We start from the raw sequence: 22,375 nt of genomic DNA on the forward strand, positions 1-22,375 counted from the left end.
CGCGACACTCGGGTCTGGCTCTCCCTTGCGAACTCCGTCGATGACTCGAACCGTCCTGTCCTGCCTGCTGCTTGCCGGTCTTGCCCTGCCCTTCGCCAGCGAAGCCGCGCGCACGCCGCGCGACGTCTCCGAAACCGAAGCGCGCACCCTGCACGCCCGCGTGCTGACGCTCGATACACATGTCGACATCGGTCGCGGCTATGCCACCGACCAGCTCGATCCCGGCCGCTTCACCCGCGCCCAGGTCGACCTGCCGAAGATGCGCGCCGGCGGCCTCGACGCCAAGTTCCTGATCGTCTACACCGGCCAGGGCCCGCGCGACGCCGAGGGCTATGCCAAGGCCGCCGCCAGCGCCGAGGACAGCTATCGCGCGATTCGCCGCGCGATCGATGCCTACCCCGACCAGATCGCGCTGGCCACCACCGCCGACGAGGTCGAAGCCGTGCACGCCAGCGGCCGCAAGGTCGCCCTGATCGGCATGGAGAACGCCTACCCGCTGGGGCCCTCGATCGACGGCGTGCCGCTGTGGGCCGAGCGTGGCGTGCGCTACGTCGGCCTGACCCACATGGGCCACAACCAGTTCGGCGGCAGCTCCAATCCGAATCCTGCCCTGGGAGACGCCTCCGAAGACGAAGGCCTCACCGAGCTGGGCCGCGCGCTTGTCAAGGCGCTGAACGATCACGGCATCCTGGTCGACATCAGCCACGTCGGCAAACGCTCGATGCTCGAAGCCGTGGCGCTGTCGCGCGCACCGGTCATCGCCTCGCACTCCGGCGCCTCGGGCCGCTATGAGAACGCGCGCAATCTCGACGACGAACAGCTGAAGGCCATCCGCGACAACGGCGGCGTGGCGCAGATGGTGGCCTTCCGCTCCTACGTCGCCGCACTGGCGCCGGAAGTCGCCGCCGGCATCGTCGAGCTGCGCAACACCCATATCGCCAAGGGCTGGGCCGAAGCCAGCGAAGCCGACATCGCCGCCTATAACCAGGGCGTGCTCGACCTGCGCGCGCGCTACTCGGACGTCGGCCTCGACGCCTTCGTCGACCACATCGACTACGCGGTGGATCTGATCGGCATCGACCACGTCGGCATCGCCTCCGACTTCGACGGCGGCGGCGGCGTGGTCGGCTGGGACAACGCCGCCGAGACCCTCAACGTCACCTGGGAGCTGATGCGCCGCGGCTATAGCGAGGACGAGATCGGCAAGCTGTGGAGCGGCAATGTGCTGCGCATCCTGCGCGCGGCACAGGCTGCATCAGGTCAGCGCTGAGCGCGCTGCATGCGCCGCGGCAAGGCGCGTGACAGCGGAAGGGGCATAGGGTGGGCCCTGGCCCACCGTGGCCTTGCCGCTTGGGGCTTTCCCGGGGGCAGAGACGAGCACCCGATTCTGCGATAAGCGTCGCGGCAAGCCCCGCCCCCTCTCCCCCGACCCCTCTCCCTCAAGGGGAGAGGGGAGCGAAGCGCGCATAGGGTGGGCCCTGGCCCACCATGGCCTTCATGCTCGCGAGGTCGGGCTCATGGCCCGCGACGCGGGACAACAAAGATGTCCACAAACAGGTCGATTGCGCCCCCTCCTATCGCCGCCCCCGCGAAGGCCGCCTGCTTGTAGCAGCGAGCTTGCTCGCGACACGCAGGGCGGGCACAGAACGGAGGCTGCGGTCGCCTGCAAGCAGGCTGGATACAGCGCAAGCCGGTGAATCCTCGTTTCTTTGCGAACACCCGGCCCGCAACCAAGGGCTGAGACCCTCTCAGGGCTCGAAGCCATCGCGGAACAGACTGGCGCGCGGCAGCACCACTGCGGCGCCCTGCCAGCCCGCGGCCTGTGCTGCCGTGAGCACCAGGCTCGGCGCAATCGCGCTGCCGCTGTCGCCCTGCGCGTGCGCCAGCGCCAGGCAGGGCGTACCGCCGCTGGCGCAGATCGGTCCGAGTACGGCGAGATCGGCCGCCGCCGTCAGCGCCCCCGGGCTCGACTCGAAGGCGAACACCGCCAGCGCCGCCTGGGCCACGGCAGGCGTGGTGTTGAGCAGGCCAAGGCTGGGCTGTGCGTTCTGCCCGCGCGCTGCATTCGCCGAGCGCAGGGCCCGCGGCTCGATCAGCAGATCGCCGTAGCCCAAGGCCAGTACGCAGGCCCGGGCGTCGGAGGCGAGGCTGTCCAGGCGCAGCTGCAGACGGTCACCGACCCCCAGACCCTGCTGCAGTCGACCGCCCCAGAGCAGAGCGGCCGCGCCGTGCTCGCGGGCACGGCTGGCCGCCAAGGGCAGATAGACGTTGCCGCGGCTGTCGCCCAGGCTCAGCCCGCTGGCCAGCCCGGGCCCTACGGCGACCGCGAGGCTCAACGTCTGGCCCGCGCTCACCGGCGTGGCAAGGCTGAATTCGAGGCGTCGCTCGGCATCGAAACTGCCGCAGCCGCCAAAACCCGGGGTGACGACCTGCTGCGCCAACGCTGGCGCGCACGCCAGCAGCCAGCCGCAGGCGACTGCCGACAGGACGCGCACGCGCGACCCTGCGACGGGCATTACAGCCGGCCCAGCGTGCCGGTCGGCGCGCCATTGCTCAGATTGCCGCTGACCCGGTTGTCGCCGTAGGAAAGCAGCTGCCCGCCCGCTACAGACTGCAGGCCCAGCGCATTGCCGGTCACCGTGCTGCCGGAAAGCCGCAGTACGCCCGCGCCGCCTTCGACGCGCACACCGGTTTCGGCGCTGTCGATCACGCTGCAGTTGCCGATGTGCAGATCAACCGCCGCCGTCGGAGTGGCGAGCGCGTGGACTCCGTACGTCGTCGCACCCTGGATGGTGGAGTCGCGGACGTCGCCGCTCACCGGTCCCTGCAGCAGCAGGCCGACCTCGGCCTGCGCGATCTGCAGGCGCTCCAGCTGGATCGCGGCCGAGCCCGCGGCGCCGGGCTTGATGTGCACGGCCGCATCCGCGCCCGCGGTACCGCCGACGCTGCGGATCTGCACCTTGCGCATGACCAGGCTGGCAGGGCCCGCGGGCTGGAAATCGACGCCATGCGTGGTCATCGACTCGATGCTGAGGTCCTCGATGATCAGCGCCTTGCCGGCCAGGAAGCGCACCCCGCTAAGACCCGTGCCGGCGCCGTTGAGGCTGAGCCCGCGCAGGCTGACGACGTCGTTGGCGCCGGCGTTGATGACGATGCCGTTGGTGCCCGAGAACAGCACGCCGGCGATGTCGCCCTCGGATTCGATCGTCATCGCCTTGGTGATGGTCACCGCACCGTAGGCACCGGGATCGAGCACCGAGATCAGGCCGCCTGCCGCCGTCTTGCTGATCGCGCCGGCAAAGGTGCGGCAGGGCGCGGTGCGACTGCAGGGATTGGCATCGTCGCCCACGCCGGACACCCAGGTGCGGGTGGCCTGCGCCTGCGCGAGTACCGGCAGCAGACACAGCAAGAGCAGACCGAGCACAACAGCCGAGCGGATGGGATGGCGCATGACGGCAACTCCGGTGGCGGTGGCGCATGCTAGCGCCGAAACGGCCGCCGCGCGCGGCCTGTACGGCGCTGGCGATGCACGGTTCGCGGCGCTCTGCTACGGTCCCGGGCCCGCCACTTTCACAGGACACGTCCGATGAAGCTTCCGCGCCTGGCCCTGCTGCCCGCCCTGTGTCTGCTCGCTGCCTGCGGCAATGACGCTCCACCCGCCAGCACCGAAACGCCGCCACCGGCACCCGCGGCCACTGCACCGGCTGCCGCCGAAGCACCGGTCGCGCAGGTCGTACGCGCCGCACCCGATGCCTTTCTCGATGCCCTGCGCCAGCACTGCGGCCAGGCCTTCGGTGGCCGCATCGTCACCAATGTGCCGGCCGAGCCGAACGATCCCTTCGAGGGCAAGGCGCTGGTGATGCACGTGCGCGAGTGCGGCGACAGCGAGGTCAAGGTGCCCTTCCACGTCGGCGACGACCATTCGCGCACCTGGGTCATCACCCGCACCGACACGGGCCTGCGGCTCAAGCACGATCACCGCCACGAAGACGGCAGCGAAGACGCCATGACCCAGTACGGCGGCGACACCGCCAGCGAGGGCACGGCCCAGCGCCAGGAATTCCCTGTCGATCAGTTCAGCATCGACCTGTTCAATGCGCAGGACCGTGCGGTTTCGACGACCAACACCTGGGCGATCGAGATCGAGCCCGGCAAGCGTTACCTGTATGAACTGTCGCGACCGGGCGGCCGCCTGTTCCAGGTCGAGTTCGACCTGAGCACGCCGGTCGACGTCCCGCCCACCCCCTGGGGCCACCCGCCGCTGGACGGCGACGGCGAGAAGCGCGCGGAGAGCTGAGGCAGGGAAGGCGTCGGATATAGCCGATACCGTCCTTCTGGGCGGTATCGGCTGCGCGCCTCAGCCCGGCCGCTTCGCCAGCATCAGCACCCCGGCCACCGGCTCACCCTTTTCCAGGCGGATCTCGACCTGCTGCTCGGCGATGTCGACGAAGCCGCAGGCTGCCAGCTGCGCGCGCAGGGCCTGCGGCGCGTGGCGGTAGCGGCCGGTCTCGGCCGGCAGCTCGGTGGCATCGCCCGCGCTGCGCTCGATCGAGAAGGCGAACACCCCGCCGGGCGGCAGGCGCTCGAAGGCCGCCGCGAACACCGGCGCAAGCTCGGCGATGTAGACGAACACGTCGGCGGCAACGATCAGCGCCCAGCGCTGATCGAGCCCGCGCAGGAACTCCAGCACTTCGGCCGCATACAGCGAGCGGTACACGCTCTTCGCGCGGGCGCCATCGAGCATGCGCGTGGAGAGATCCACGCCGTCGATGACGCGGCCCTCGGCGGCCAGCTCGACGGCCATCAGGCCGGTGCCGCAGCCGAGATCGAGCACGCTGGCGAAGGCATCGCCCGCCTGTTCGCGGATGAAGGCAGCCAGCCGCGCCGGCGTCGCATAGCCCAGCTTGCCGACCAGGGTGCTCTCGAAGTGGCCGGCGAAGTCGTCGAACAGGCGGCGGATGTAGTCGCTCTCGACGCCGCTCGGCAGCTCACCAGTCAGGGCGGCGAGGAAATGCGCTGCGACCTGGTCCTGCGGATCGCGCTGCTGCGCCTCGACAAAGGCCACCCGCGCGGCCTCGCGCTCACCGCGCTTGAGCTGGGCACGGCCCAGCCAGGCCCAGGCCTGGGCATCGGCATGCCCCTCGGCGATCAGGGCTTCGATCGAGCCCACCGCCGCGTCGGCCTGCTCGTGCAGCAGCTGCGCGATCGCGAGCTCCAGGCGCAGCTCGGGATCCAGTGGCCGAAGCGCCAGCGCGCGGGTACGGCATTCGAGGGCGAGGTCGTTGTTGCCGACCGCCGCGTTCACCGCCGCCAGCCCACGCCAGGCCTCCAGCAGGTTGGGATCGGCCTGGACCAGCTCGTAGAAGGCCTGGCCGGCATCGTTCAGTCGCCCCAGACGGCGCAGGCACTGGGCGCGGTGCAGGCGCAGCGCCGGATGTCCGGGGCTCAACTGCAGGCCACGTTCGAAGGCGGCCAGGGCCTCGTCGAAGGCGGCGTTCTCCATCGCCGCCAGGCCCAGCGCATTCCAGCCCGACATCCGCTGCGGATCAGCGGCGGTAGCGCAGCGCGCGGCCAGCAGGGCGGGTTCGGCCTGGCCGCTGCGGCGCAGGGCCAGCGAGGCATTCACCGCCAGCTCGGCGTCGCGCGGCTCGGCCTTGGACAGCGGCGCCAGCACCGCGGCGCCTTCCGCCCAGCGCTCGCGCTGCAGCAGCAGCACGCCAAGCATGCGACCCGCGCTGGCCGGCTGGGTCGGCAGCAGGGCCCGATAGGCCTGCTCGGCCTCGTCGAAGCGCCCGGCACGGTGAAGATTCAAGGCGGCGTCCAGCTGGGGGGTGCTCATGCGTCGATAGGGTCCGGTGCTTTGGCGAAAGCCGGCGAGCATAGCCCGGATGCCGCATTGCCGCAGACCGGCCGCGGGCCTACGCTATGCGGCCCGCGCGATTGGCCACGGCCTCTCGTCGCACCTCGATCCCCCTTCCCTAGCTGATCGCGACCGCGCCCTGCGCGGCGCCCCGGAGCTGCCATGCGTACCCACTTCTGCGGTCTCGTCGACGAGGCCCTGCTCGGCCAGAGCGTCACCCTCTGCGGCTGGACCGATGTCGCCCGCAACTTGGGCGGCGTCTGCTTCATCGACCTGCGCGACCACGAGGGCGTGGTGCAGGTGGTGGTCGAGCCCGACCAGGCGGCGCTGTTCGAAGTGGCGGCCAGCCTCGGCTACGAGGACGTGCTGCGCGTGGTCGGCACAGTGCGTGCGCGCCACAGCGTCAACGAGCGCATCCGCTCCGGCCGCGTCGAGATCGTCGCCAGCGAGATCGAGATCCTGAACAAGGCCGGCAAGCTGCCCTTCTACGGGCACGAGAACCCCGGCGAGGACTCGCGTCTGAAGTACCGCCACCTCGACCTGCGCCGCCCCGAGATGCAGCGCATGATGCGCACCCGCATCAGGCTCGTGCAGGCCCTGCGCCGGCATCTGGACGCCGCCGGTTTCCAGGACATCGAGACCCCGATCCTGACCAAGGCCACGCCCGAGGGCGCGCGCGACTACCTGGTGCCTTCGCGCGTGCACGGCGGTCAGTTCTTCGCCCTGCCGCAGTCGCCGCAGCTGTTCAAGCAGCTGCTCATGATGGCCGGCTTCGATCGCTACTATCAGATCGCCCGCTGCTTCCGCGACGAGGACCTGCGCGCCGACCGCCAGCCCGAGTTCACCCAGCTCGACATGGAGTTCGCCTTCGTCCGCGAGCGCGACGTGCAGGACTTCGTCGAGGACATGATCCGCAAGGTCCTGCGCGAGGTCGACGGCATCGAGCTCGATCAGCCCTTCCCGCGCATCACCTATGCCGAGGCCATGCGCCGCTACGGCTCGGACAAGCCCGACCTGCGGATCGACCTTGAGCTCATCGACATCGCCGAGGCCGTGCGCGGCTGCGAGTTCAAGGTCTTCGCCGAATGGGCCGGGCACGCCGACGGCCGCGTGGTCGCGCTGCGCGCGCCGCAGGCGCAGCTTTCGCGCAAGCAGATCGACGACTACGCCGCCTTCGTCGCCCGCTACGGCGCCAAGGGCCTGGCCTGGATGCGCGTCGACGACCTCGCCCGCGGCCGCGAAGGCATCAACTCGCCGATCGCCAAGTTCCTCAGCGACGAGGCCATCGCCGCCATCCTCAAGCTCGCGGGTGCGGAGAACGGCGACCTGCTGTTCTTCGGCGCCGGCACCTACAAGGTCGTCAGCGACTTCATGGGCGCCCTGCGCCTCAAGCTCGGCCGTGATCTGGGCCGCGTTGAGAACGCCTGGAAGCCGCTGTGGGTCACCGACTTCCCGATGTTCGAGTGGGACGAGGAAGGCGGCCGCTACGTCGCCCTGCACCACCCCTTCACCGCGCCGGCCGTCGACGACATCGCCGACCTGCGCGCCAACGCGAAGATCGCGGTCAGCCGCGGCTACGACATGGTGCTGAACGGCAACGAGATCGGCGGTGGCTCGATCCGCATCCACCGCACCGACATGCAGGCGGCGGTGTTCGAGCTCTTGGGCATCGAGGCGGAAGAGGCCCAGCTCAAGTTCGGCTTCCTGCTTGAAGCGCTGAACCACGGTGCACCGCCGCACGGCGGCATCGCCTTCGGCATCGACCGCATCGCCGCGTTGATCGCCGGCACCGAGTCGATCCGCGACGTGATCGCCTTCCCCAAGACCGCCAGCGCGCAGTGCCTGCTGACCTCGGCGCCGTCGCCGATTCCGGCCGCGCAGCTGAAGGAGCTGTCGGTCAAGGTCGACCTGCCGCAGGGCTGAGCGGCCGTGTCGGATCCAGCGCGCCCGCGCGCGCTGCTGCTGCACGGGCTGTGGCTGCGCGGGGCCACGCTGATTCCGCTGCGCGCGCGGCTGCGTGCGGCGGGCTTCGAGGCCGAGTGCTTCGACTACCGCTCGGTGTTCCAGAGCCCGCGCGAGCATCTCGCGCGGCTGGAGCGGCGGATCCGCGAATGGCCGGGCAGCGGGCCGGTGCATCTGGTCGGCCACAGCATGGGCGGACTGCTTGCGATCGAGTGCGCGCGCGCGCACCCGGAGCTGCCGATCGGGCGGATTCTCTGTCTTGGCTCACCGCTGACGGGAAGCAGCACCGCCGCCGGAGTCGCGGCGCGTGGACCGCTGGGGCGCGTGCTCGGCCGCGCCGTGCACCTGCTGCGCGCCGGCGTGCTGCCGCTGCCCGAGGGCTTCGAGGTCGGCGTGATCGCCGGCACCCTGCCGCTGGGGCTGGGCCATTGGTTCGGGCGTTTTGAAGGCGCCCATGACGGTACGGTGACGGTGGCGGAAACCCGCGTGGCGGGTATCGTCGATCATCTCGAAGTGCGCACCAGCCATACCGGCCTGATCTACTCGCGAGGGGTGGCACAGCAGGCGGCGGCGTTCTTGCGCGAGGGGCGGTTTACGCGTTGAGGCGGAGGAGACTGCGCCTGGGTCGGAGCGCAGCCGCATCGCTTGAAAGGCTGGAGCGCAATGGCTGGCAGTCCCCCGCGACGAACACCGGCAACGCGCACACCGGCGGGCGTTCGAGGTCACGGTGGGCCAGGGCCCACCCTATGCGAGCCGGCGCGTAGACGGTGCGCGAGGCAGGGCGTGGCGCGCTTTCGTAGGGTGCGCCTGTGGCGCACCACGCACGCCCCCCGAAACGCGCGAACGACGGCTGCGATGCGCCTGCGCCTGCTTGACGATCAAGGAGCGCCTAGCGCGGCTCGATCCACACCAGGCTGGCCATGCGGCCGCTGCGGCCGTCGCGGCGGTGCGAGAAGAATCGCGTCGTCTCGCGGATCGTGCAGCGCCCGCCTCCGTACACGGCGGTCACGCCCACGGCTGCGAGCCGCTGGCGCGCCAGCGCATACAGATCGCAGAGCCAATGGCCGGATCGCGTTGCGACGAAGGCGGACGCCGCCGCGGCATCGCGCGCGACGAAGGCCGCGCGGACTTCGTCGCCGACCTCGTAGGCCTGGGGACCTGCGGCAGGCCCGAGCCAGGCGATCAGATCGACCGGCGCGCTGCGCATCGCAGAGACCGTGTTCTCCAGCACGCCCGCGCACAGCCCCCGCCAGCCGGCATGGGCCGCGCCCGCTTCGCTGCCGTCGCTCGCTGCGAACAGCACCGGCAGGCAGTCGGCGGTGAGTACAGCCAGCACCACGCCGGGCGTCGAGGTCACCGCGGCATCGGCCTCGATCTCGACCGCAGCAGGTGCATCGAAACGCCAGACCCGCGTGCCGTGCACCTGGCGCAGCCAGCAGGGCGCCGAAGGCAGGGCGCCCGCCCAGCCCAGCGCGGCGCGATTGGTGGCCACCGCCTGCGGCTCATCGCCGCAGTGCGCCCCCAGGTTGAAGGTGTCGAACGGCGGCCCGGACACACCGACATTCAGCCCACTTCGCAAGCTGCAGAAGCCGCGCACGCGGGGATGCGCCGGCCAGTCGGCGTCGAGGCGAACCGAAGCCCGCGCCTGGGCGTCGAGCGCGCGTTCCAGAGGCTGGGCGATGCGCGGATCGATCACGCCCGCCTCAACGCTTGACCGAGGCCTCGGCCAGATCGGCCGCCAGCGCATCGAGCAGGCCCTGCAGATCAGCTGGCCGCGGTGCCTCCACATCGATCGTCTCGCCGCTGCGAGGATGCGCGAAGGCGATGCGCTCGGCGTGCAGGGCCTGGCGCCTGAAGGCGCGCAGGGCCTCGATGAACTCGGGCGAGGCGGCCTTGGGCAGCTTGAGCCCGCCGCCGTAGAGCGGATCGCCGAGCAGCGGATGGCGGATGTGCGCCATATGCACGCGGATCTGATGCGTGCGCCCGGTTTCCAGGTTGACCTGCAGATGGCTGTGCGCGCGGAAGCGCTGGCGCACGCGGTAGTGGGTGACCGCCGGCTTGCCGTCCTCGACCACCGCGCGGCGCAGGCGGTCGACCGGATGGCGGTCGAGCGGCGCATCGACCGTGCCGCCGGCCACCAGCACGCCGTAGACCACGCACTCGTACTGCCTGTGCACCTCGCGCGCGGCCAGCTGCTCGACCAGGCTGGCGTGGGCCTGCGGCGTACGCGCGATCACCAGTGCACCGCTGGTGTCCTTGTCGAGGCGATGGATGATGCCGGCGCGCGGCAGCGCGCTCAGGCGCTCGTCGAAGTGCAGCAGGGCGTTGACCAGGGTGCCGGCCGGGTTGCCCGCACCGGGGTGCACCACCAGCCCCGCGGGCTTGTTGACCACCAGCAGGTCGGCGTCCTGGTAGAGGAGGTCGAGGGCGATGTCCTGGGGTGCCGCGTGCTCCACCGTCTCCAGCCGCACCGTCAGGCGCACCCGCTCGCCGCCGTTGACCGGCTCCTTGGGTTTCGCGGTTCGACCCTCGATCAGGGCGTCGCCGGCCTTGATCCAGGCGGCCAGGCGCGAGCGCGAGAACTCGGGCAGGGCTTCGGCCAAGGCCTGGTCGAAGCGCAGGCCCGCGCATTCGATCGGCAGGGTGAGCTCGCGGACCTCGGTCGAGGTCGCGTCGGCGGGTGTTCCAGAGGGATTCATCGATTGCGCGCTTTAGTGGGCGCCCCGTGCGGGCTCGGGCCAGGGGCCCGGACCGCGCCGGAAGCGGGCTGCTATGATGCCCGACTCGCCTTGACCCCGAACAGGAACGCGTTCCGCATGACCTTCACCGCCGGACTGCCCCGCCTGCTGCTGCTCAGCCTGCTCGCCCTCCTGCTCGCCGCCTGCGGCCGCTTCGGCAAGGACGACCCGCTGGAGACCCTGCCCGTCGAGGCGCTGTATGCGGAGGCCAAGGAATCGCTGGAGAACGGCAACCTGCCCAAGGCCGAGCGCTATTACAAGCGCCTGATCGCGCGCTTCCCCTTCGGCCCCTACACCGAGCAGTCGCAGATCGAGCTGGCCTACGTCTACTACCGCAACCGCCAGTCCGAGGAAGCCACCTCGGCGGTCGGCCGCTTCATCCGTACCTACCCGACCCACCCGAGCATCGAGTACGCGTACTACCTGCGCGGCCTGATCAACTTCGACCGCGAGCGCAGCGCCTTTTCGCGCATCGCCGGCCTCGACATGACCCGCCGCGACCAGGGCGCGCCACGCCAAGCCTTCAACGACTTCGCCGAGCTGATCCAGCGCTATCCCAACGGCCGCTACGCCGCCGACGCCCGCCAGCGCATGATCTACCTGCGCAACCAGATGGCCCGCTACGAGATCAACGTCGCCACCTACTACCTGAAGCGCCGCGCCTATGTCGGCGCCGTCAACCGCGCGCAGTACATCCTCGAGAACTACCCGCAGTCGGAGTTCACCGGCGACGCCGTGGCGGTGATGGCCGAGAGCTACCGCCAGCTCGGCCAGACCACGCTGGAAGCCGACGCCCGCCGCGTGCTGGAGCTGAACCACCCCAACCACGCCTACTTCCAGGGCGGCTGGCCGCGCGAGCAGGCCAAGTGGAAGCAACTGATCCCCTTCATGGGTGAGACGCGCGGCTGAGGTTCCGGCCTGCGATGGTGTTTAACAGGAAGGCCGCGCTTTGCGCGGCCTTCTTGCGTTGGGCGCCTCCCCTGCGCCTGCGTTAGGCTCGGCCTCGGCCGACTGCCGCGGACGGACGACCCGCATCCATGACAACGCATGCAGAAGCGATCGGGCGCCTGCTTACGGCTGTAGTGCTGAGCGGATGCGTGTTTGCGCCAGCGCAGGCAGCCGCGGACCTTCGCGGTGAAGTCTTCCTGCCCGGCGGAACCTTCGTAGCTCCCGGCGAGGTGGCGAAGGTGGCGCTGACGGTGACGAACCTGGGGCCGGTTCCAAGCTCGCGCAGCCCGGGCATGGGTACGGCGTTCACTCCGAATATGGGCTTCCGGAACTTTGCGGTGATCCCGCTGCCGGAAACCGCACCCTGCACCGTCCGCTACATCGACTTCGTGGCACCGCCGGGCCAGCTGTCCTCGGTCGGGGTCAGCATCTCGACAGAGCGAGTTATTGCACCATCCGAGAGTGCGTCTTGTGTGGTCGGCCTCCTGGCCTACCCCGAATCCCCTTCGCCACAGGTCGTGACCTTCGGGTTCGCGCCGATCGTGGGCGATCCCGATCCTTCGAACAACCTGGTGGAGACCGTCATCCGCACCGGGGTGCGTCCACCCGTGACGCGCCCCACCCCCATCCCCGCTTCGACGCTATCCACGCTGCTGTGGCTGGCTGGCTGGATGCTTGCGGCTGGGATGCTGGCCCTGCGGCGCGCCAGATGAAACGTCATCCAGGACCGAAACCGAGTGGGCTGCGGCGACGCGACCTGCTGCGGGGCTTCGCTCGCGCGTGGTCTGAGCGCACCCTCGCACTGCCTCCCATCGCCTCACGCGCCGCGCCCATCCCGATGCGAACTCATGCAAAGCCAATGTGGCACCTGCTGACGGCGGTACTTCTGAGTGCCATCGCGTTCGCGCAAGCGCAGGCAGCTGCAGACCTTCGTGGCGGAGTGTTCCTTCCCGGCGGAACCCTGGTACCTTCCGGCGAGGTGGCCAAGGTGGTCCTGAGCGTGACCAATCTAGGGCCGGATTCGACAGCCGGCAGCCCAGGCATGGGGACTGTCTTCACACCCAATGTTGGACATCGCGACTTTGCCTTGCTTCGCTTGCCGGAGTCCGCACCCTGTGATGTGCAGTACATCGATTTCGTCGCACCGCCCGGCCAGCTCTCGACGACAGCAGTCTCCATCTCGACCGAGCGCGTACTCGCACCCTCGGAGTCTGCTTCCTGCATCCTCGGCCTTCTGACGTTTCCTGAATCGCCAGCGATCCAGACGCTCAGACTTTCCTTCGGGCCGCTCAGCGAAGACCCGGACACATCGAACAATCGAGTGAACCTTGAGATACGCACTGGCGCACCATCAGTCCTACAACGCCCTGCACCAATCCCCGCTTCTGAATCTCTCGCGCTGCTGTTGTTAGCTGGCGGGATGCTTGCCGTTGGCGCGGCAGCCCTGCGGCGCGCCGGCTGAAGCATCCCCGGAGCCAGAACTGGGTCCGCTGCGGGCACGCTCCGAGGGTCAGCCGACACATCAATCGAGCCACCACGCCACGCTGAACCGTGCCAACCGCTCGACCCATGTACCGCACATGCGAGAACTTGCCGCCATGAAGAGCCCTGCCGCACCCTCCCTGCGCGTCGAGCCTGGGATTCAGGCCGAAGTCGAATCAGTGCTGGGGAAAAGCGAGACTCTTTCGGATTTCATCGCCTGTGGCCTCCGCTCGCGCGACGAAGCCAGGCGCGCACATGACTGCGTCGCTGCCGACATGTTGTCGCTGGCCTGCAGCGCAGGCTGGATGCTGCACGTGTGCGCCTGCGACTCCGCTGACGTCGTCCCCGCGAAGGCGGGGGCCCAGAGGGTCGAGCCCCGGTCGCGAGAGCGCTGGATCCCCGCCTTCGCGGGGATGACGAATCCAGGATTGTTCAAGACCAGCTGCGTCGGCGCGCGGCGTTGCGAAGATTTCCTCTCTGCGGCGCGCACTGGCCCTCCGCGTCCATTTCACGAGATGGCGTATGACTCCAGTTGATCCGTGACAGACCGCAGCCTCACCCCCACCCCGAACAGATCGGATACCGCCGCTCGCGCCCGAATGCGCGTCGCGACACCTTGGGGCCCGGCGCGGCCTGGCGGCGCTTGTACTCGCTGCGGAAGACCAGTCTGGCGACGCGCTCGACTGTCGTCGCATCAAAACCCTGCGCGATGATCTCGACCTGCGACTGCTCCAGATCGACAAAGCGGTAAAGGATGGAGTCCAGCAGCTCGTAGGGCGGCAGGCTGTCCTGGTCGACCTGGCCGGGCTTCAGTTCAGCGGACGGCGCGCGCTCGATCACGCCGCGCGGTATGACTTCGGCCTCTCGATTGCGCCATTCGGCCAGCGCGTAGACCTCGGTCTTGTAGACGTCCAGCAGCGGCGCGTAGGCGCCGCACATGTCGCCGTAGATGGTGGCGTAGCCGACCGCGTACTCGCTCTTGTTGCCGGTGGTGAGCAGCAGCGCGCCCTCCAGATTCGACAGCGCCATCAGTAGCGCACCGCGCGAGCGTGACTGCAGGTTCTGTTCGGTCAGATCACTGTCGCGGCCGTCCAGCAGGCCGTCGAGGCTGCCGAGGAAACCCGCGAACGGCGGCTCGATCGGCAGGGTCAGCAGACGCACGCCCTGGCGCTGCGCCTGGTCTGCGGCGAGGTCCTGGCTCAGCTCCGAGGTGTAGCGCGAGGGCAGGCGCACGGCAGTGACGTTCTCAGCGCCCAGCGCATCCACCGCGACGGCCAGCACCAGCGCCGAGTCGATGCCGCCGGACAGGCCCAGCAGCACCTTCGAGAAGCCGCTCTTGCGCACGTAGTCGCGGGTACCACGCACCAGCGCGCCCCAGGTCTGCGCCGCGCGCGAGGTCTCGGCGTTCTGCGGCCACAGCATCGGCACCAGCTGGCGCTTTGCGGCATCGAAGCCGGCCAGCAGCAGGTGCTCGGCGAAGCTCTCGGCCGGCGCGTGCACCGAGCCGTCGCCATCCGCGAGCTGGCTGGCGCCGTCGAACACGACCGAATCCTGCCCGCCCACCGCATTGGCATAGGCGATGGCCACGCCGCTCGCCGCAGCCTTCCGCGCCAGCAAGGCCGCGCGCTCGGCCAGCTTGTCGGCCTCGTAGGGCGAGGCGTTGGTGACCACGCAGAGCTGCACCCCCTGCCGCGCACGCTCGGCCAGCGGCTCGGGGTGCCAGATGTCCTCGCAGACCAGCAAACCGACGCGCACGCCGGCTATCTCGAAGACGCCGGCACCCGCCGCGTCATCGCTGGCGTGCACGAAGTAGCGCTTCTCATCGAACACCGCGTAGTTGGGCAGACGCTGCTTGACGTAGCGGGTGAGCAGCCGGCCCTCGCCGATCACGCTGGCGACGTTGTACAGCGCGCCGTCGACGCGCTGCGGATGGCCGACGACAGCGGTGATGCCCTGCACCTGCGGGATCAGCGCATCGATCGCGGCCTCGCAGGCCTCGACGAAGCTCGGCCGCAGCAGCAGGTCCTCGGGCGGATAGCCGCAGATCGCGAGTTCCGGGAACACCACCAGATCGGCGGCGAGCTCATCGCGGGCGCGCTGGATCAGTTCGAGAATGCGCGCGGCGTTGGCGGCGACGGCACCGACGGGGAAATCGTATTGGGCGATGGCGAGGCGCATGGAGTCGTGGGTTCTTCAGTAAGTTGCGGGCAGCGCCGCGCTTCGCCCGATCACAAGGTGTGGCGCGGCAGGCAGGGTTGGCAGTAGGGCGGTGTGAGCACTCATCGCCACAGCCGCTCGAAGGCGAAGGACAGCTGGCGGTGGTGGCGGATGGACAGCAGATAGACGCAGCGGCGCTCAGTATCCAGGGTGTAGAGCAGCAGGTAGTCGCCATGGAGGTATTCACGCAGCGCGACCGCGGCTCCGGGGTTAAGCGCGGAAAGCAGCGCCAAGGCTTCCGCTGATTGCGGCGGATGATCGAGATAGCGGCGTCCGATCCGTGGAAACCGCGCGAGGTTGGGCAGCAGTGTCTGGCGCAGCTCGATCAGCAGCACGTCGAAGACAGCAGTCGCATCGGCTTCGGCAAGAAAGGCCTCGATCGCGTGCAGGCGCCCCAGGAAACTGGCCGTCAGCTCGACGCGCCAGAGCAAGGCTTCCTGCGGCTCCATCGCGCGGATCAGCCTGCAGCAGGGGCGGCGCGGCGGGCCTGCAGAGCGGCCAGCGCGATATCCGCGGGCTCGGTGCGGCCGGCTTCGATATCCGCGAGGCCGCGGCGAGCGTCTTCCAGCAGCAGCAGGTGGATACGTTCGCGCTCCAGCCGGTGGTAGTAGTCGAGGCGCTCGGCGTCAATCAGGGCGACGTAGCTCTCGCCGTTCTTGGTGATGATCTTCTCGGCGCCGGCCTTGGCCTGGTCGGCCAGCTCGGACAGGCTGGCGCGGGCCTGGGTGAGGGGAACGACGTCGGCGGAGGTGATACCCATCTGCGGCTCCCATCGGTTTGCTGCACAGAATTCTGCACAGGATACACCCGGCAGCCGGGCAGGCCGAGCCCGCGATTCGTCCCCGTCAGGGCCTGCACTCGGGTATCTGCGGAATCGTGGGGCCTTGCCGAACGCCCTGTCTGCCCGCCCGGAAAGACAAAGGCCGCCCGAAGGCGGCCTTTGCATGCAAACGTGCTGAAACCCGCGCTTACTTGTTCATCAGCTCGAACAGCGCCTTGCCCAGATCAGCCGGGCTGCGCACGGTCTTGACGCCAGCCGCTTCCAGTGCGGCGAACTTGCCGGCCGCGGTGCCCTTGCCGCCCGAGGCGATCGCGCCGGCGTGGCCCATGCGCTTGCCGGCCGGGGCCGAGGCGCCGGCGATGAAGCCGACTACCGGCTTGGTGACATAGCTCTTGATGAACTCGGCGGCTTCTTCCTCGGCGCTGCCGCCGATCTCGCCGACCATGATGATGCCCTCGGTCTGCGGGTCGTCCTGGAACAGCTTGAGCGCATCGATGAAGTTGGTGCCGTTGATCGGGTCACCGCCGATGCCGATGCAGGTCGACTGGCCCAGGCCCACGTCGGTCGTCTGCTTGACGGCTTCATAGGTCAAGGTGCCGGAACGGCTGACGATACCGACCTTGCCGGGCTTGTGGATGTGGCCGGGCATGATGCCGATCTTGCACTCGCCCGGGGTGATCACGCCGGGGCAGTTCGGGCCAATCAGCACGACGTCGTCGTAGCCGGCCAGGGTGTTCTTCACGCGCAGCATGTCGAGCACCGGGATGCCCTCGGTGATGCAGACGATGACGCGGATGCCGGCGTCGGCCGCCTCGAGGATGGCATCGGCCGCGAACGGCGGCGGCACGTAGATGACCGACGCGTCGGCGCCGGTCTCGTCAACGGCCTCACGCACGGTGTTGAAGACCGGCAGACCGATGTGGGTGGTGCCGCCCTTGCCCGGGGTGACGCCGCCGACGACCTTGGTGCCGTAGTCGAGCATCTGCTCGGCGTGGAAGGTGCCCTGCTGGCCGGTGAAGCCCTGGACGATGACCTTGGTGTTCTTGTTGACCAAAACGCTCATGGGTGGGTTGTCCTTCAGGCTCAGGCGGCGGCGACGGCGGCGACGGACTTCTTGGCGCCGTCGTTGATGTCATCGGCCGGGATGATGGCGAGGCCGGAGTTGCGCAGCAGCTCCTTGCCCTTCTCCACGTTGGTGCCTTCCAGGCGCACGATGACCGGGATCTTGACGCCGACTTCCTTCACCGCGGCGATGATGCCCTCGGCGATCATGTCGCAGCGGACGATGCCGCCGAAGATGTTGACCAGGATGGCCTCGACCTTGGGCGAGGACAGGATCAGCTTGAAGGCCTCGGTGACGCGCTCCTTGGTGGCGCCGCCGCCGACGTCGAGGAAGTTGGCCGGCTCGCCGCCCGCCAGCTTGATCACGTCCATGGTCGCCATGGCCAGGCCCGCACCGTTGACCATGCAGGCGATGTTGCCGTCCATGGTCACGTAGTTCAGGTCGTACTTGCTGGCCAGCACCTCGGTTTCATCTTCCTGGCGGATGTCGCGCATCGCCACCAGCTTGGGCTGACGGAAGCTGGCGTTGTCATCCGAGTTGACCTTGCCGTCGAGCGCGACCAGGTCGCCCTTAGTGTCGATGGCCAGCGGGTTCAGCTCGACCAGCGACAGGTCGCGCTCGTTGAACAGTTTGTACAGGCCCAGCATCAGCTTGGTCAGCTGGCCGACCTGCTTGGGGTTCAGGCCCAGCGCGAAGCCGAGCTTGCGGCAGTGGTAGGGCTGCACGCCTTCGACGAAGTTGACGATCAGGGTCTGGATCGCTTCCGGGGTTTCTTCCGCGACCTTCTCGATTTCCACGCCGCCCTCGGAGGAGGCGATGAAGGTGATGGCCTTGGCGCCGCGGTCCACCAGCACGGAGAGGTAGAGCTCCTTGGCGATGTCGGTCGCTTCGGTGATCAGCACGGTGTCCACCGGCAGGGCGACGCCGCCCGACTGGTAGGTTTCCATGCGCGTGCCGAGCATCTCCTTGGCGGCTTCGCGGACGTCGTCGTAGGTCTTGACCAGCTTGACGCCACCGGCCTTGCCGCGGCCGCCGGCGTGGATCTGCGCCTTCACCACCCAGTGGTCGCCGCCCAGCTTCTTGGCGGCATCGACGGCTTCTTCGGGGGTGCGGGCGATATAGCCAGCGGGGACGGCGATGCCGAATTCGGCGAACAGCTCTTTGGCCTGATACTCGTGGAAGTTCATGCTGCACCTGGCTTCGGGGGAGGGCCCGGCGCGCAGGATCCGGCGCCGGAAGGGGCGACGCACCGTAGGGCAACCGGCGCGAGTCAGCGGGGCATTGTCGCCGTTCAGGCTGCCGATGCCAAGCAAACCATGGTCGGAGGGATTCCGACGACGGCCCGTAACGCGCAGTTCGACGCGGGATGGCGCCCCGCATGCAGCGCCGGGAAGCCCGCTTCAGGGCCGCACGGGGAACCCTGACCCACCGTTTCGATACGGCATACGGCGGGCCCCGCCCCACCGTGTCGATACGTCATAGGGTGGGCCCCGGCCCACCGGGGGCATCATCCTCGCCCCGGTCCGGCATGCCACCGCCGCGGCGGGCCTTGAACTCCGGGACGCCCCTCGGAGCCCTCGCGACCGGGGCAAACGTGCGCGCCCGGACATGACCGGGGCGAGAGCGAAGCTCGTGGTGGGCCAGGGCCCACCCTATGCGGATGAGGATGAAGCCCGTGGTGGGCCAGGGCCGAGCGTCGCTCTGCCAGGGCAGCCCCAAACGACGACGCCCGGCTCAGGGCCGGGCGTCGGGTGCAGCGGTGTGGCTGGAAGCTTAGAAGCTGAAGCGCGGGCCGAAGAAATACTGCTCCGCACCACTGCCGAACTTGGCGTCGGCCACCAGGCCCCAGCTCTTGTTGAAGTTGTACTGACCGCCGAGGCGGCCGTAGTAGTCGCCGCTTCCGGTGCCCTCGGTGCGCTCGTAACCGGCGTACAGATAGCCTTCGAGATTCGGCATCAGCTGGCTGCGCGCGCCCACTTCGGTGAAGTACGACTTGAAGGTGTGCGACAGCCCTTCGAAGTCCGAGCGCGCGTGGCCCACGCGGGCCACCAGATCGGTGCTCTGACTCAGGCTGTGGTTGTAGCCGAAGCCCAGGTTCCAGCGATCGAGGTCCACATTCGTGCGGAAGGTCTCGCCGGTACCGAGGACCACACCGGTGGCCTTGATGTCGGTCGCTTCGTAGCCACCGAACACATGGAAGCGCGAGCCCAGGGCGATCGAGCCGTTGAGCGCGGCACCATCGATCTCGGCGCCAGCGCCGTTGATGCGGGTGTAGCCGCCTTCCACGTAGTTGTAGGACAGATCGCTGGCGCTGGCGGCGAAGGGCAGGGTGGCCAGCAGGCCGAGGGCGATGAGGGAACGCGTCATGGGTGAACCTCCGTGTGAGTGGCGTTTCCGCCTCCGATCGAACAGAGGCGGCCCGGATTCATTCCGGGCGCTGCACGGACCGCTGTTCGCTGTCTTGCCAGGCGGTCCGTTCGGGGCAGCGGTGCGGAGTCTTGGCAGCGGCGATTGACGATCCGCTGAACAAGGTGGCGAACGCCACTTCTTCGATCACATGCGATTCAGTGACCTAAACCGAGCCCTGCGCGCGCAGCAGCGGCGGCGGAACTTCGCGGCGCCGCTCGATGCGCTTCCAGACCCGCTCGTGGAAATGGTAGGCCACGGTGTTCAGTAGCGGCTCGACCAGGGCCAGGACTCCACCAACGCGGACATCGCCGGTCAATGCGTAGCCGACACTGAAAGCCACACTGAAGTGGACGAGGGCGAAGCTGGCAGTCTTGGCCATGCTCGATGCTCCGAATGGGACGGCCTGCATTGGAAGCCGGGCCGCCAAGCGGGTCCAATCGCTTCTGCCCACGGCGGCGATGGCCGCCCGCTATCGATGGCGGCTGCTTGCTGGGGCAGGATGCAGGCCCAGCCTCCCACCTCCCCCGCATGTCCAGCATCGAATTCGCCGCCAGCCTGCAGAGCGCCGCTGAAACCCTGCTGGACCGCAGAGCGACGCCGCAGGCGCTGGACCTGAGTTGCGCGGCGCTGTTCGAGGTCTGCGCAGCGCTCAGCGGCGGGCTGGACGAGCAGTCCAGCGCACTGGCCTGCGGCAAGGCGCTGTCCTCGCTGGAGGCGGCTCGCTGCCTGCTCGACCACCGACGCACGACGGTGCTGCTGCGCGCGGTCGATGCAGCGATCCGCGCGCGCCTGCAGCAGAAGCCGGGCCCAATCTGCCTGCTGTACGCCGGCTGCGGGCCCTTCGCCACCCTGATCCTGCCGCTGCTGGCGCGCTACCCGGCCGAACGCCTGCGGGTCTGCCTGCTGGACGTACACGCGCAGTCGCTGCGCTGCGCCGAAGCGCTGTGCGATGCCGCCGGCGTGGCCGATCGCCTGCTGCCCAGCCTGCGCGGAGATGCCGCACAGCTGCGGCTGCCGCGCGGCCCGCGTGTCGATCTGCTGCTCGCCGAGCTGATGCAGCGCGCGCTGGCGCATGAGCCGCAGCTGGCCGTGCTGATGAACCTGCTGCCGCAGTGCGCGCCGGACGTCGCCCTGGTACCGGCGCGCATCCGGGTCAGCGCGGCGCTGGCGGACATCGCGCGCGAATTCGAGCCCGATGCCGAGCGCCTGCGGATCGAGCTGGGCGAACTTGTGCAGCTCTCGCAGCGCAGCCTGCCTGATCTGGCCGCGCGCCTCGCCAATGGCCGCATCGACTGCCCGGACGTGGTGATTCCGCGCGCGATCCCGCAGGGCCTGTCGCTGATCCTGCGCACGCGCATCGAAGCGAGCGAGGTCGATGTGCTGGCGGACTACGACTCGGGGCTGACCCATCCGCTGGTACTGCACGCGCTGGGCGCGCTGCGCGGCGGCGAGCGCTTCGCCTGCCGCTATCGGCTGGGCAGCGATCCCGGCTTTGAACTGGTTCGCGCGGAAGATGCGCCGCCGGCCGACGCATGAGGACTCTGCGCCGGCCGGTCGAGCTCGAAAGGGGCGAAGTCGGCCTGTAAGCCGGGTTCTGTCGAGGACCGTCATTCCTCTAGGCCCTGCGTCGCCGCAGGGCTCAAGCAACCTACCCGAAGGCAACGCGGGCCGCGCCAACGCCTTCCTATTTGGTCTTGCTCCGGATGGGGTTTGCCGTGCCGTCCCTGTTGCCAGGTCCGCGGTGCGCTCTTACCGCACCGTTTCACCCTTACCACGCATGTCTTGCGACACCGTTCGGCGGTCTGTTCTCTGTTGCACTTTCCGTCGGCTCGCGCCGCCCAGGCGTTACCTGGCATCCCGCCCTGTGGAGCCCGGACTTTCCTCGAAGGTGGCAAGCACCCTCGCGACGATCCGGCCAACTTCGCGGCGCGCAGTGTACGCGCTAAAGCTCGGCGGCCGCTGAATCCTGCCCGGCCGCGTACAGCGCCTTGCGCGACGCGCCCGAGAGCTCGGCCGCGAGCTTGGCCGCCTTCGACGCCGGCAGATGCTCGCGCAGCACGGCGAAGATGCGCTGACCCTCGCGCAGGGCGGCGTCGCTGTCTTCGGGCGCGCCTTCGATCATCAGCACGAACTCGCCGCGCTGCTGGTTGGGATCGGCCCGCAGCACCTCGACGAGCTGCGGCAAGCGGCCGTCGAGCACGGTCTCGAACAGCTTGGTCAGCTCGCGTGCGACCACCGCTCGGCGCGCTTCGCCGAACACCGCGGCGGCGTCCTCAAGACAATCGAGCATGCGGTGGCTGGACTCGTAGAACACGAGCGTGCGCGGCTCGCCCAGCAGTGCCTGCAGACGCTCGCGGCGCGCACCGGACTTCGCCGGCAGGAAGCCCTCGAAGGCGAAGCGATCGGACGGCAGGCCCGCCACCGACAGCGCGGCGATGGCCGCGCACGGGCCCGGTACCGGGCTCACTTTCAGGCCGGCCGCACGCGCGGCGCAGACCAGGCGGAAACCGGGATCGCTGATCAAGGGCGTGCCGGCATCCGACACCAGGGCGATCTGCTCGCCCGCGCGCAGGCGCGCCAGCACCGCCTCGACCTGGGCCGACTCGTTGTGCTCGTGCAGGGCCAGCAGGGGACGCTTCAGCCCCTTCGCCGCCAGCAGCTGCTGCGTGTGGCGGGTGTCCTCGGCGCAGACCAGGTCGGCCTCGGCCAGCACCTTCTGCGCGCGCGGCGAGAGGTCGTCGAGGTTGCCGATGGGCGTGGCGACAACGTGGAGGCAGCCGGTTGGGAGCACGGGATTGGGGATTCGGGATTGGGGATTCGAGGGCGCGGCGGCAGGCTCAAGGCCGCGCTGCGAGGGGCCACCATGCTAACCGCTGCGCCCGCCTGCACCGCTCGGAGACGATCTGCCGGGGCGC

General features: G+C 69.3%; 22 protein-coding genes and 1 other RNA gene. 9 read left to right on the plus strand and 14 right to left on the minus strand.

What is annotated here, in order from left to right:
- Window positions 1–40: 40 nt before the first annotated feature.
- A complete protein-coding gene (locus Q0654_RS05270; RefSeq protein ID WP_298851224.1) occupies window positions 41–1,270 on the plus strand; it encodes a membrane dipeptidase in 1,230 nt (409 codons plus the stop codon).
- 478 nt (window positions 1,271–1,748) lie between these two features.
- On the opposite strand, the gene Q0654_RS05275 is transcribed toward Q0654_RS05270, so the two are convergent.
- Window positions 1,749–2,495, minus strand: a complete 747-nt coding sequence (locus tag Q0654_RS05275) for a hypothetical protein (RefSeq protein ID WP_298851226.1) — start codon at window positions 2,493–2,495, stop codon at window positions 1,749–1,751.
- 20 nt (window positions 2,496–2,515) lie between these two features.
- A complete protein-coding gene (locus tag Q0654_RS05280; protein WP_298851228.1) occupies window positions 2,516–3,451 on the minus strand; it encodes a hypothetical protein in 936 nt (311 codons plus the stop codon).
- Between the two features lie 135 nt (window positions 3,452–3,586).
- Between Q0654_RS05280 and Q0654_RS05285 the strand changes: the two genes are divergently transcribed.
- Entirely contained in the window at window positions 3,587–4,297 is a 711-nt protein-coding gene (locus Q0654_RS05285; protein WP_298851230.1) for a hypothetical protein, read from the plus strand.
- Between the two features lie 60 nt (window positions 4,298–4,357).
- On the opposite strand, the gene Q0654_RS05290 is transcribed toward Q0654_RS05285, so the two are convergent.
- Window positions 4,358–5,839, minus strand: a complete 1,482-nt coding sequence (locus Q0654_RS05290; protein WP_298851232.1) for a tetratricopeptide repeat protein — start codon at window positions 5,837–5,839, stop codon at window positions 4,358–4,360.
- Between the two features lie 183 nt (window positions 5,840–6,022).
- Here Q0654_RS05290 and aspS point away from each other — a divergent pair, with 183 nt between their 5' ends.
- Both aspS and Q0654_RS05300 read left to right on the plus strand, forming a co-directional pair.
- The gene (aspS, locus tag Q0654_RS05295) at window positions 6,023–7,783 is read left to right on the plus strand and encodes an aspartate--tRNA ligase (protein ID WP_298851234.1); all 1,761 of its coding nucleotides are present in this window, start codon (window positions 6,023–6,025) and stop codon (window positions 7,781–7,783) included.
- Between the two features lie 6 nt (window positions 7,784–7,789).
- Complete coding sequence (locus Q0654_RS05300; protein ID WP_298851235.1) at window positions 7,790–8,425, plus strand: alpha/beta hydrolase; 636 nt, start codon at window positions 7,790–7,792, stop codon at window positions 8,423–8,425.
- A gap of 286 nt (window positions 8,426–8,711) precedes the next feature.
- Here Q0654_RS05300 and pgeF read toward each other — a convergent pair whose 3' ends face one another.
- Window positions 8,712–9,491 carry a peptidoglycan editing factor PgeF gene (pgeF, locus tag Q0654_RS05305; RefSeq protein ID WP_298851327.1) on the minus strand — a complete coding sequence of 260 codons (780 nt, stop codon included), beginning with the start codon at window positions 9,489–9,491 and terminating at the stop codon, window positions 8,712–8,714.
- A gap of 34 nt (window positions 9,492–9,525) precedes the next feature.
- Window positions 9,526–10,521 (minus strand): 23S rRNA pseudouridine(1911/1915/1917) synthase RluD, encoded by a 996-nt coding sequence (gene rluD / locus Q0654_RS05310; protein ID WP_298851237.1) that lies wholly within the window; start codon window positions 10,519–10,521, stop codon window positions 9,526–9,528.
- A gap of 117 nt (window positions 10,522–10,638) precedes the next feature.
- Here rluD and Q0654_RS05315 point away from each other — a divergent pair, with 117 nt between their 5' ends.
- The 4 genes from Q0654_RS05315 (at window position 10,639) to Q0654_RS05330 (ending at window position 13,526) form a co-directional block, all read left to right on the plus strand.
- On the plus strand, window positions 10,639–11,469 hold the full coding sequence (locus Q0654_RS05315; RefSeq protein ID WP_298851239.1) for an outer membrane protein assembly factor BamD: 831 nt from the start codon (window positions 10,639–10,641) through the stop codon (window positions 11,467–11,469).
- Between the two features lie 128 nt (window positions 11,470–11,597).
- A complete protein-coding gene (locus Q0654_RS05320; protein WP_298851241.1) occupies window positions 11,598–12,221 on the plus strand; it encodes a hypothetical protein in 624 nt (207 codons plus the stop codon).
- Between the two features lie 146 nt (window positions 12,222–12,367).
- Window positions 12,368–12,970, plus strand: coding sequence for a hypothetical protein (locus tag Q0654_RS05325; RefSeq protein ID WP_298851243.1), 603 nt, complete (start codon window positions 12,368–12,370; stop codon window positions 12,968–12,970).
- Between the two features lie 136 nt (window positions 12,971–13,106).
- A complete protein-coding gene (locus Q0654_RS05330; RefSeq protein WP_298851245.1) occupies window positions 13,107–13,526 on the plus strand; it encodes a hypothetical protein in 420 nt (139 codons plus the stop codon).
- Window positions 13,527–13,545: 19 nt separating this feature from the next.
- On the opposite strand, the gene Q0654_RS05335 is transcribed toward Q0654_RS05330, so the two are convergent.
- The 7 genes from Q0654_RS05335 to Q0654_RS05365 all read right to left on the minus strand — a co-directional run bounded on the left by Q0654_RS05335 (window position 13,546) and on the right by Q0654_RS05365 (window position 19,839).
- The gene (locus Q0654_RS05335) at window positions 13,546–15,168 is read right to left on the minus strand and encodes an NAD+ synthase (protein WP_298851247.1); all 1,623 of its coding nucleotides are present in this window, start codon (window positions 15,166–15,168) and stop codon (window positions 13,546–13,548) included.
- A gap of 101 nt (window positions 15,169–15,269) precedes the next feature.
- Entirely contained in the window at window positions 15,270–15,656 is a 387-nt protein-coding gene (locus tag Q0654_RS05340; protein ID WP_298851251.1) for a type II toxin-antitoxin system RelE/ParE family toxin, read from the minus strand.
- A gap of 8 nt (window positions 15,657–15,664) precedes the next feature.
- The gene (locus Q0654_RS05345; protein WP_298851253.1) at window positions 15,665–15,967 is read right to left on the minus strand and encodes a type II toxin-antitoxin system Phd/YefM family antitoxin; all 303 of its coding nucleotides are present in this window, start codon (window positions 15,965–15,967) and stop codon (window positions 15,665–15,667) included.
- Window positions 15,968–16,175: 208 nt separating this feature from the next.
- The gene (gene sucD, locus Q0654_RS05350; protein WP_298851255.1) at window positions 16,176–17,051 is read right to left on the minus strand and encodes a succinate--CoA ligase subunit alpha; all 876 of its coding nucleotides are present in this window, start codon (window positions 17,049–17,051) and stop codon (window positions 16,176–16,178) included.
- A gap of 20 nt (window positions 17,052–17,071) precedes the next feature.
- On the minus strand, window positions 17,072–18,238 hold the full coding sequence (gene sucC / locus Q0654_RS05355) for an ADP-forming succinate--CoA ligase subunit beta (RefSeq protein ID WP_298851257.1): 1,167 nt from the start codon (window positions 18,236–18,238) through the stop codon (window positions 17,072–17,074).
- A gap of 586 nt (window positions 18,239–18,824) precedes the next feature.
- On the minus strand, window positions 18,825–19,418 hold the full coding sequence (locus Q0654_RS05360) for a diffusible signal factor-reguated Ax21 faimly protein (RefSeq protein ID WP_298851258.1): 594 nt from the start codon (window positions 19,416–19,418) through the stop codon (window positions 18,825–18,827).
- Window positions 19,419–19,623: 205 nt separating this feature from the next.
- Window positions 19,624–19,839 (minus strand): DUF2061 domain-containing protein, encoded by a 216-nt coding sequence (locus Q0654_RS05365; protein WP_298851260.1) that lies wholly within the window; start codon window positions 19,837–19,839, stop codon window positions 19,624–19,626.
- A gap of 149 nt (window positions 19,840–19,988) precedes the next feature.
- On the opposite strand from Q0654_RS05365, the gene Q0654_RS05370 reads away from it, so the two are divergent.
- Window positions 19,989–20,996, plus strand: coding sequence for a hypothetical protein (locus Q0654_RS05370; RefSeq protein ID WP_298851261.1), 1,008 nt, complete (start codon window positions 19,989–19,991; stop codon window positions 20,994–20,996).
- A 31-nt stretch (window positions 20,997–21,027) separates the two neighbouring features.
- Here the strand turns inward: Q0654_RS05370 and rnpB are convergent.
- Both rnpB and rsmI read right to left on the minus strand, forming a co-directional pair.
- An RNA gene (rnpB, locus tag Q0654_RS05375) (RNase P RNA component class A) lies at window positions 21,028–21,383 on the minus strand.
- Window positions 21,384–21,402: 19 nt separating this feature from the next.
- Window positions 21,403–22,251, minus strand: coding sequence for a 16S rRNA (cytidine(1402)-2'-O)-methyltransferase (rsmI, locus tag Q0654_RS05380; protein ID WP_298851262.1), 849 nt, complete (start codon window positions 22,249–22,251; stop codon window positions 21,403–21,405).
- Window positions 22,252–22,375: the final 124 nt, after the last annotated feature.

The organism is uncultured Aquimonas sp. (genome assembly GCF_937888285.1).
Lineage (GTDB): Bacteria > Pseudomonadota > Gammaproteobacteria > Xanthomonadales > Xanthomonadaceae > Aquimonas.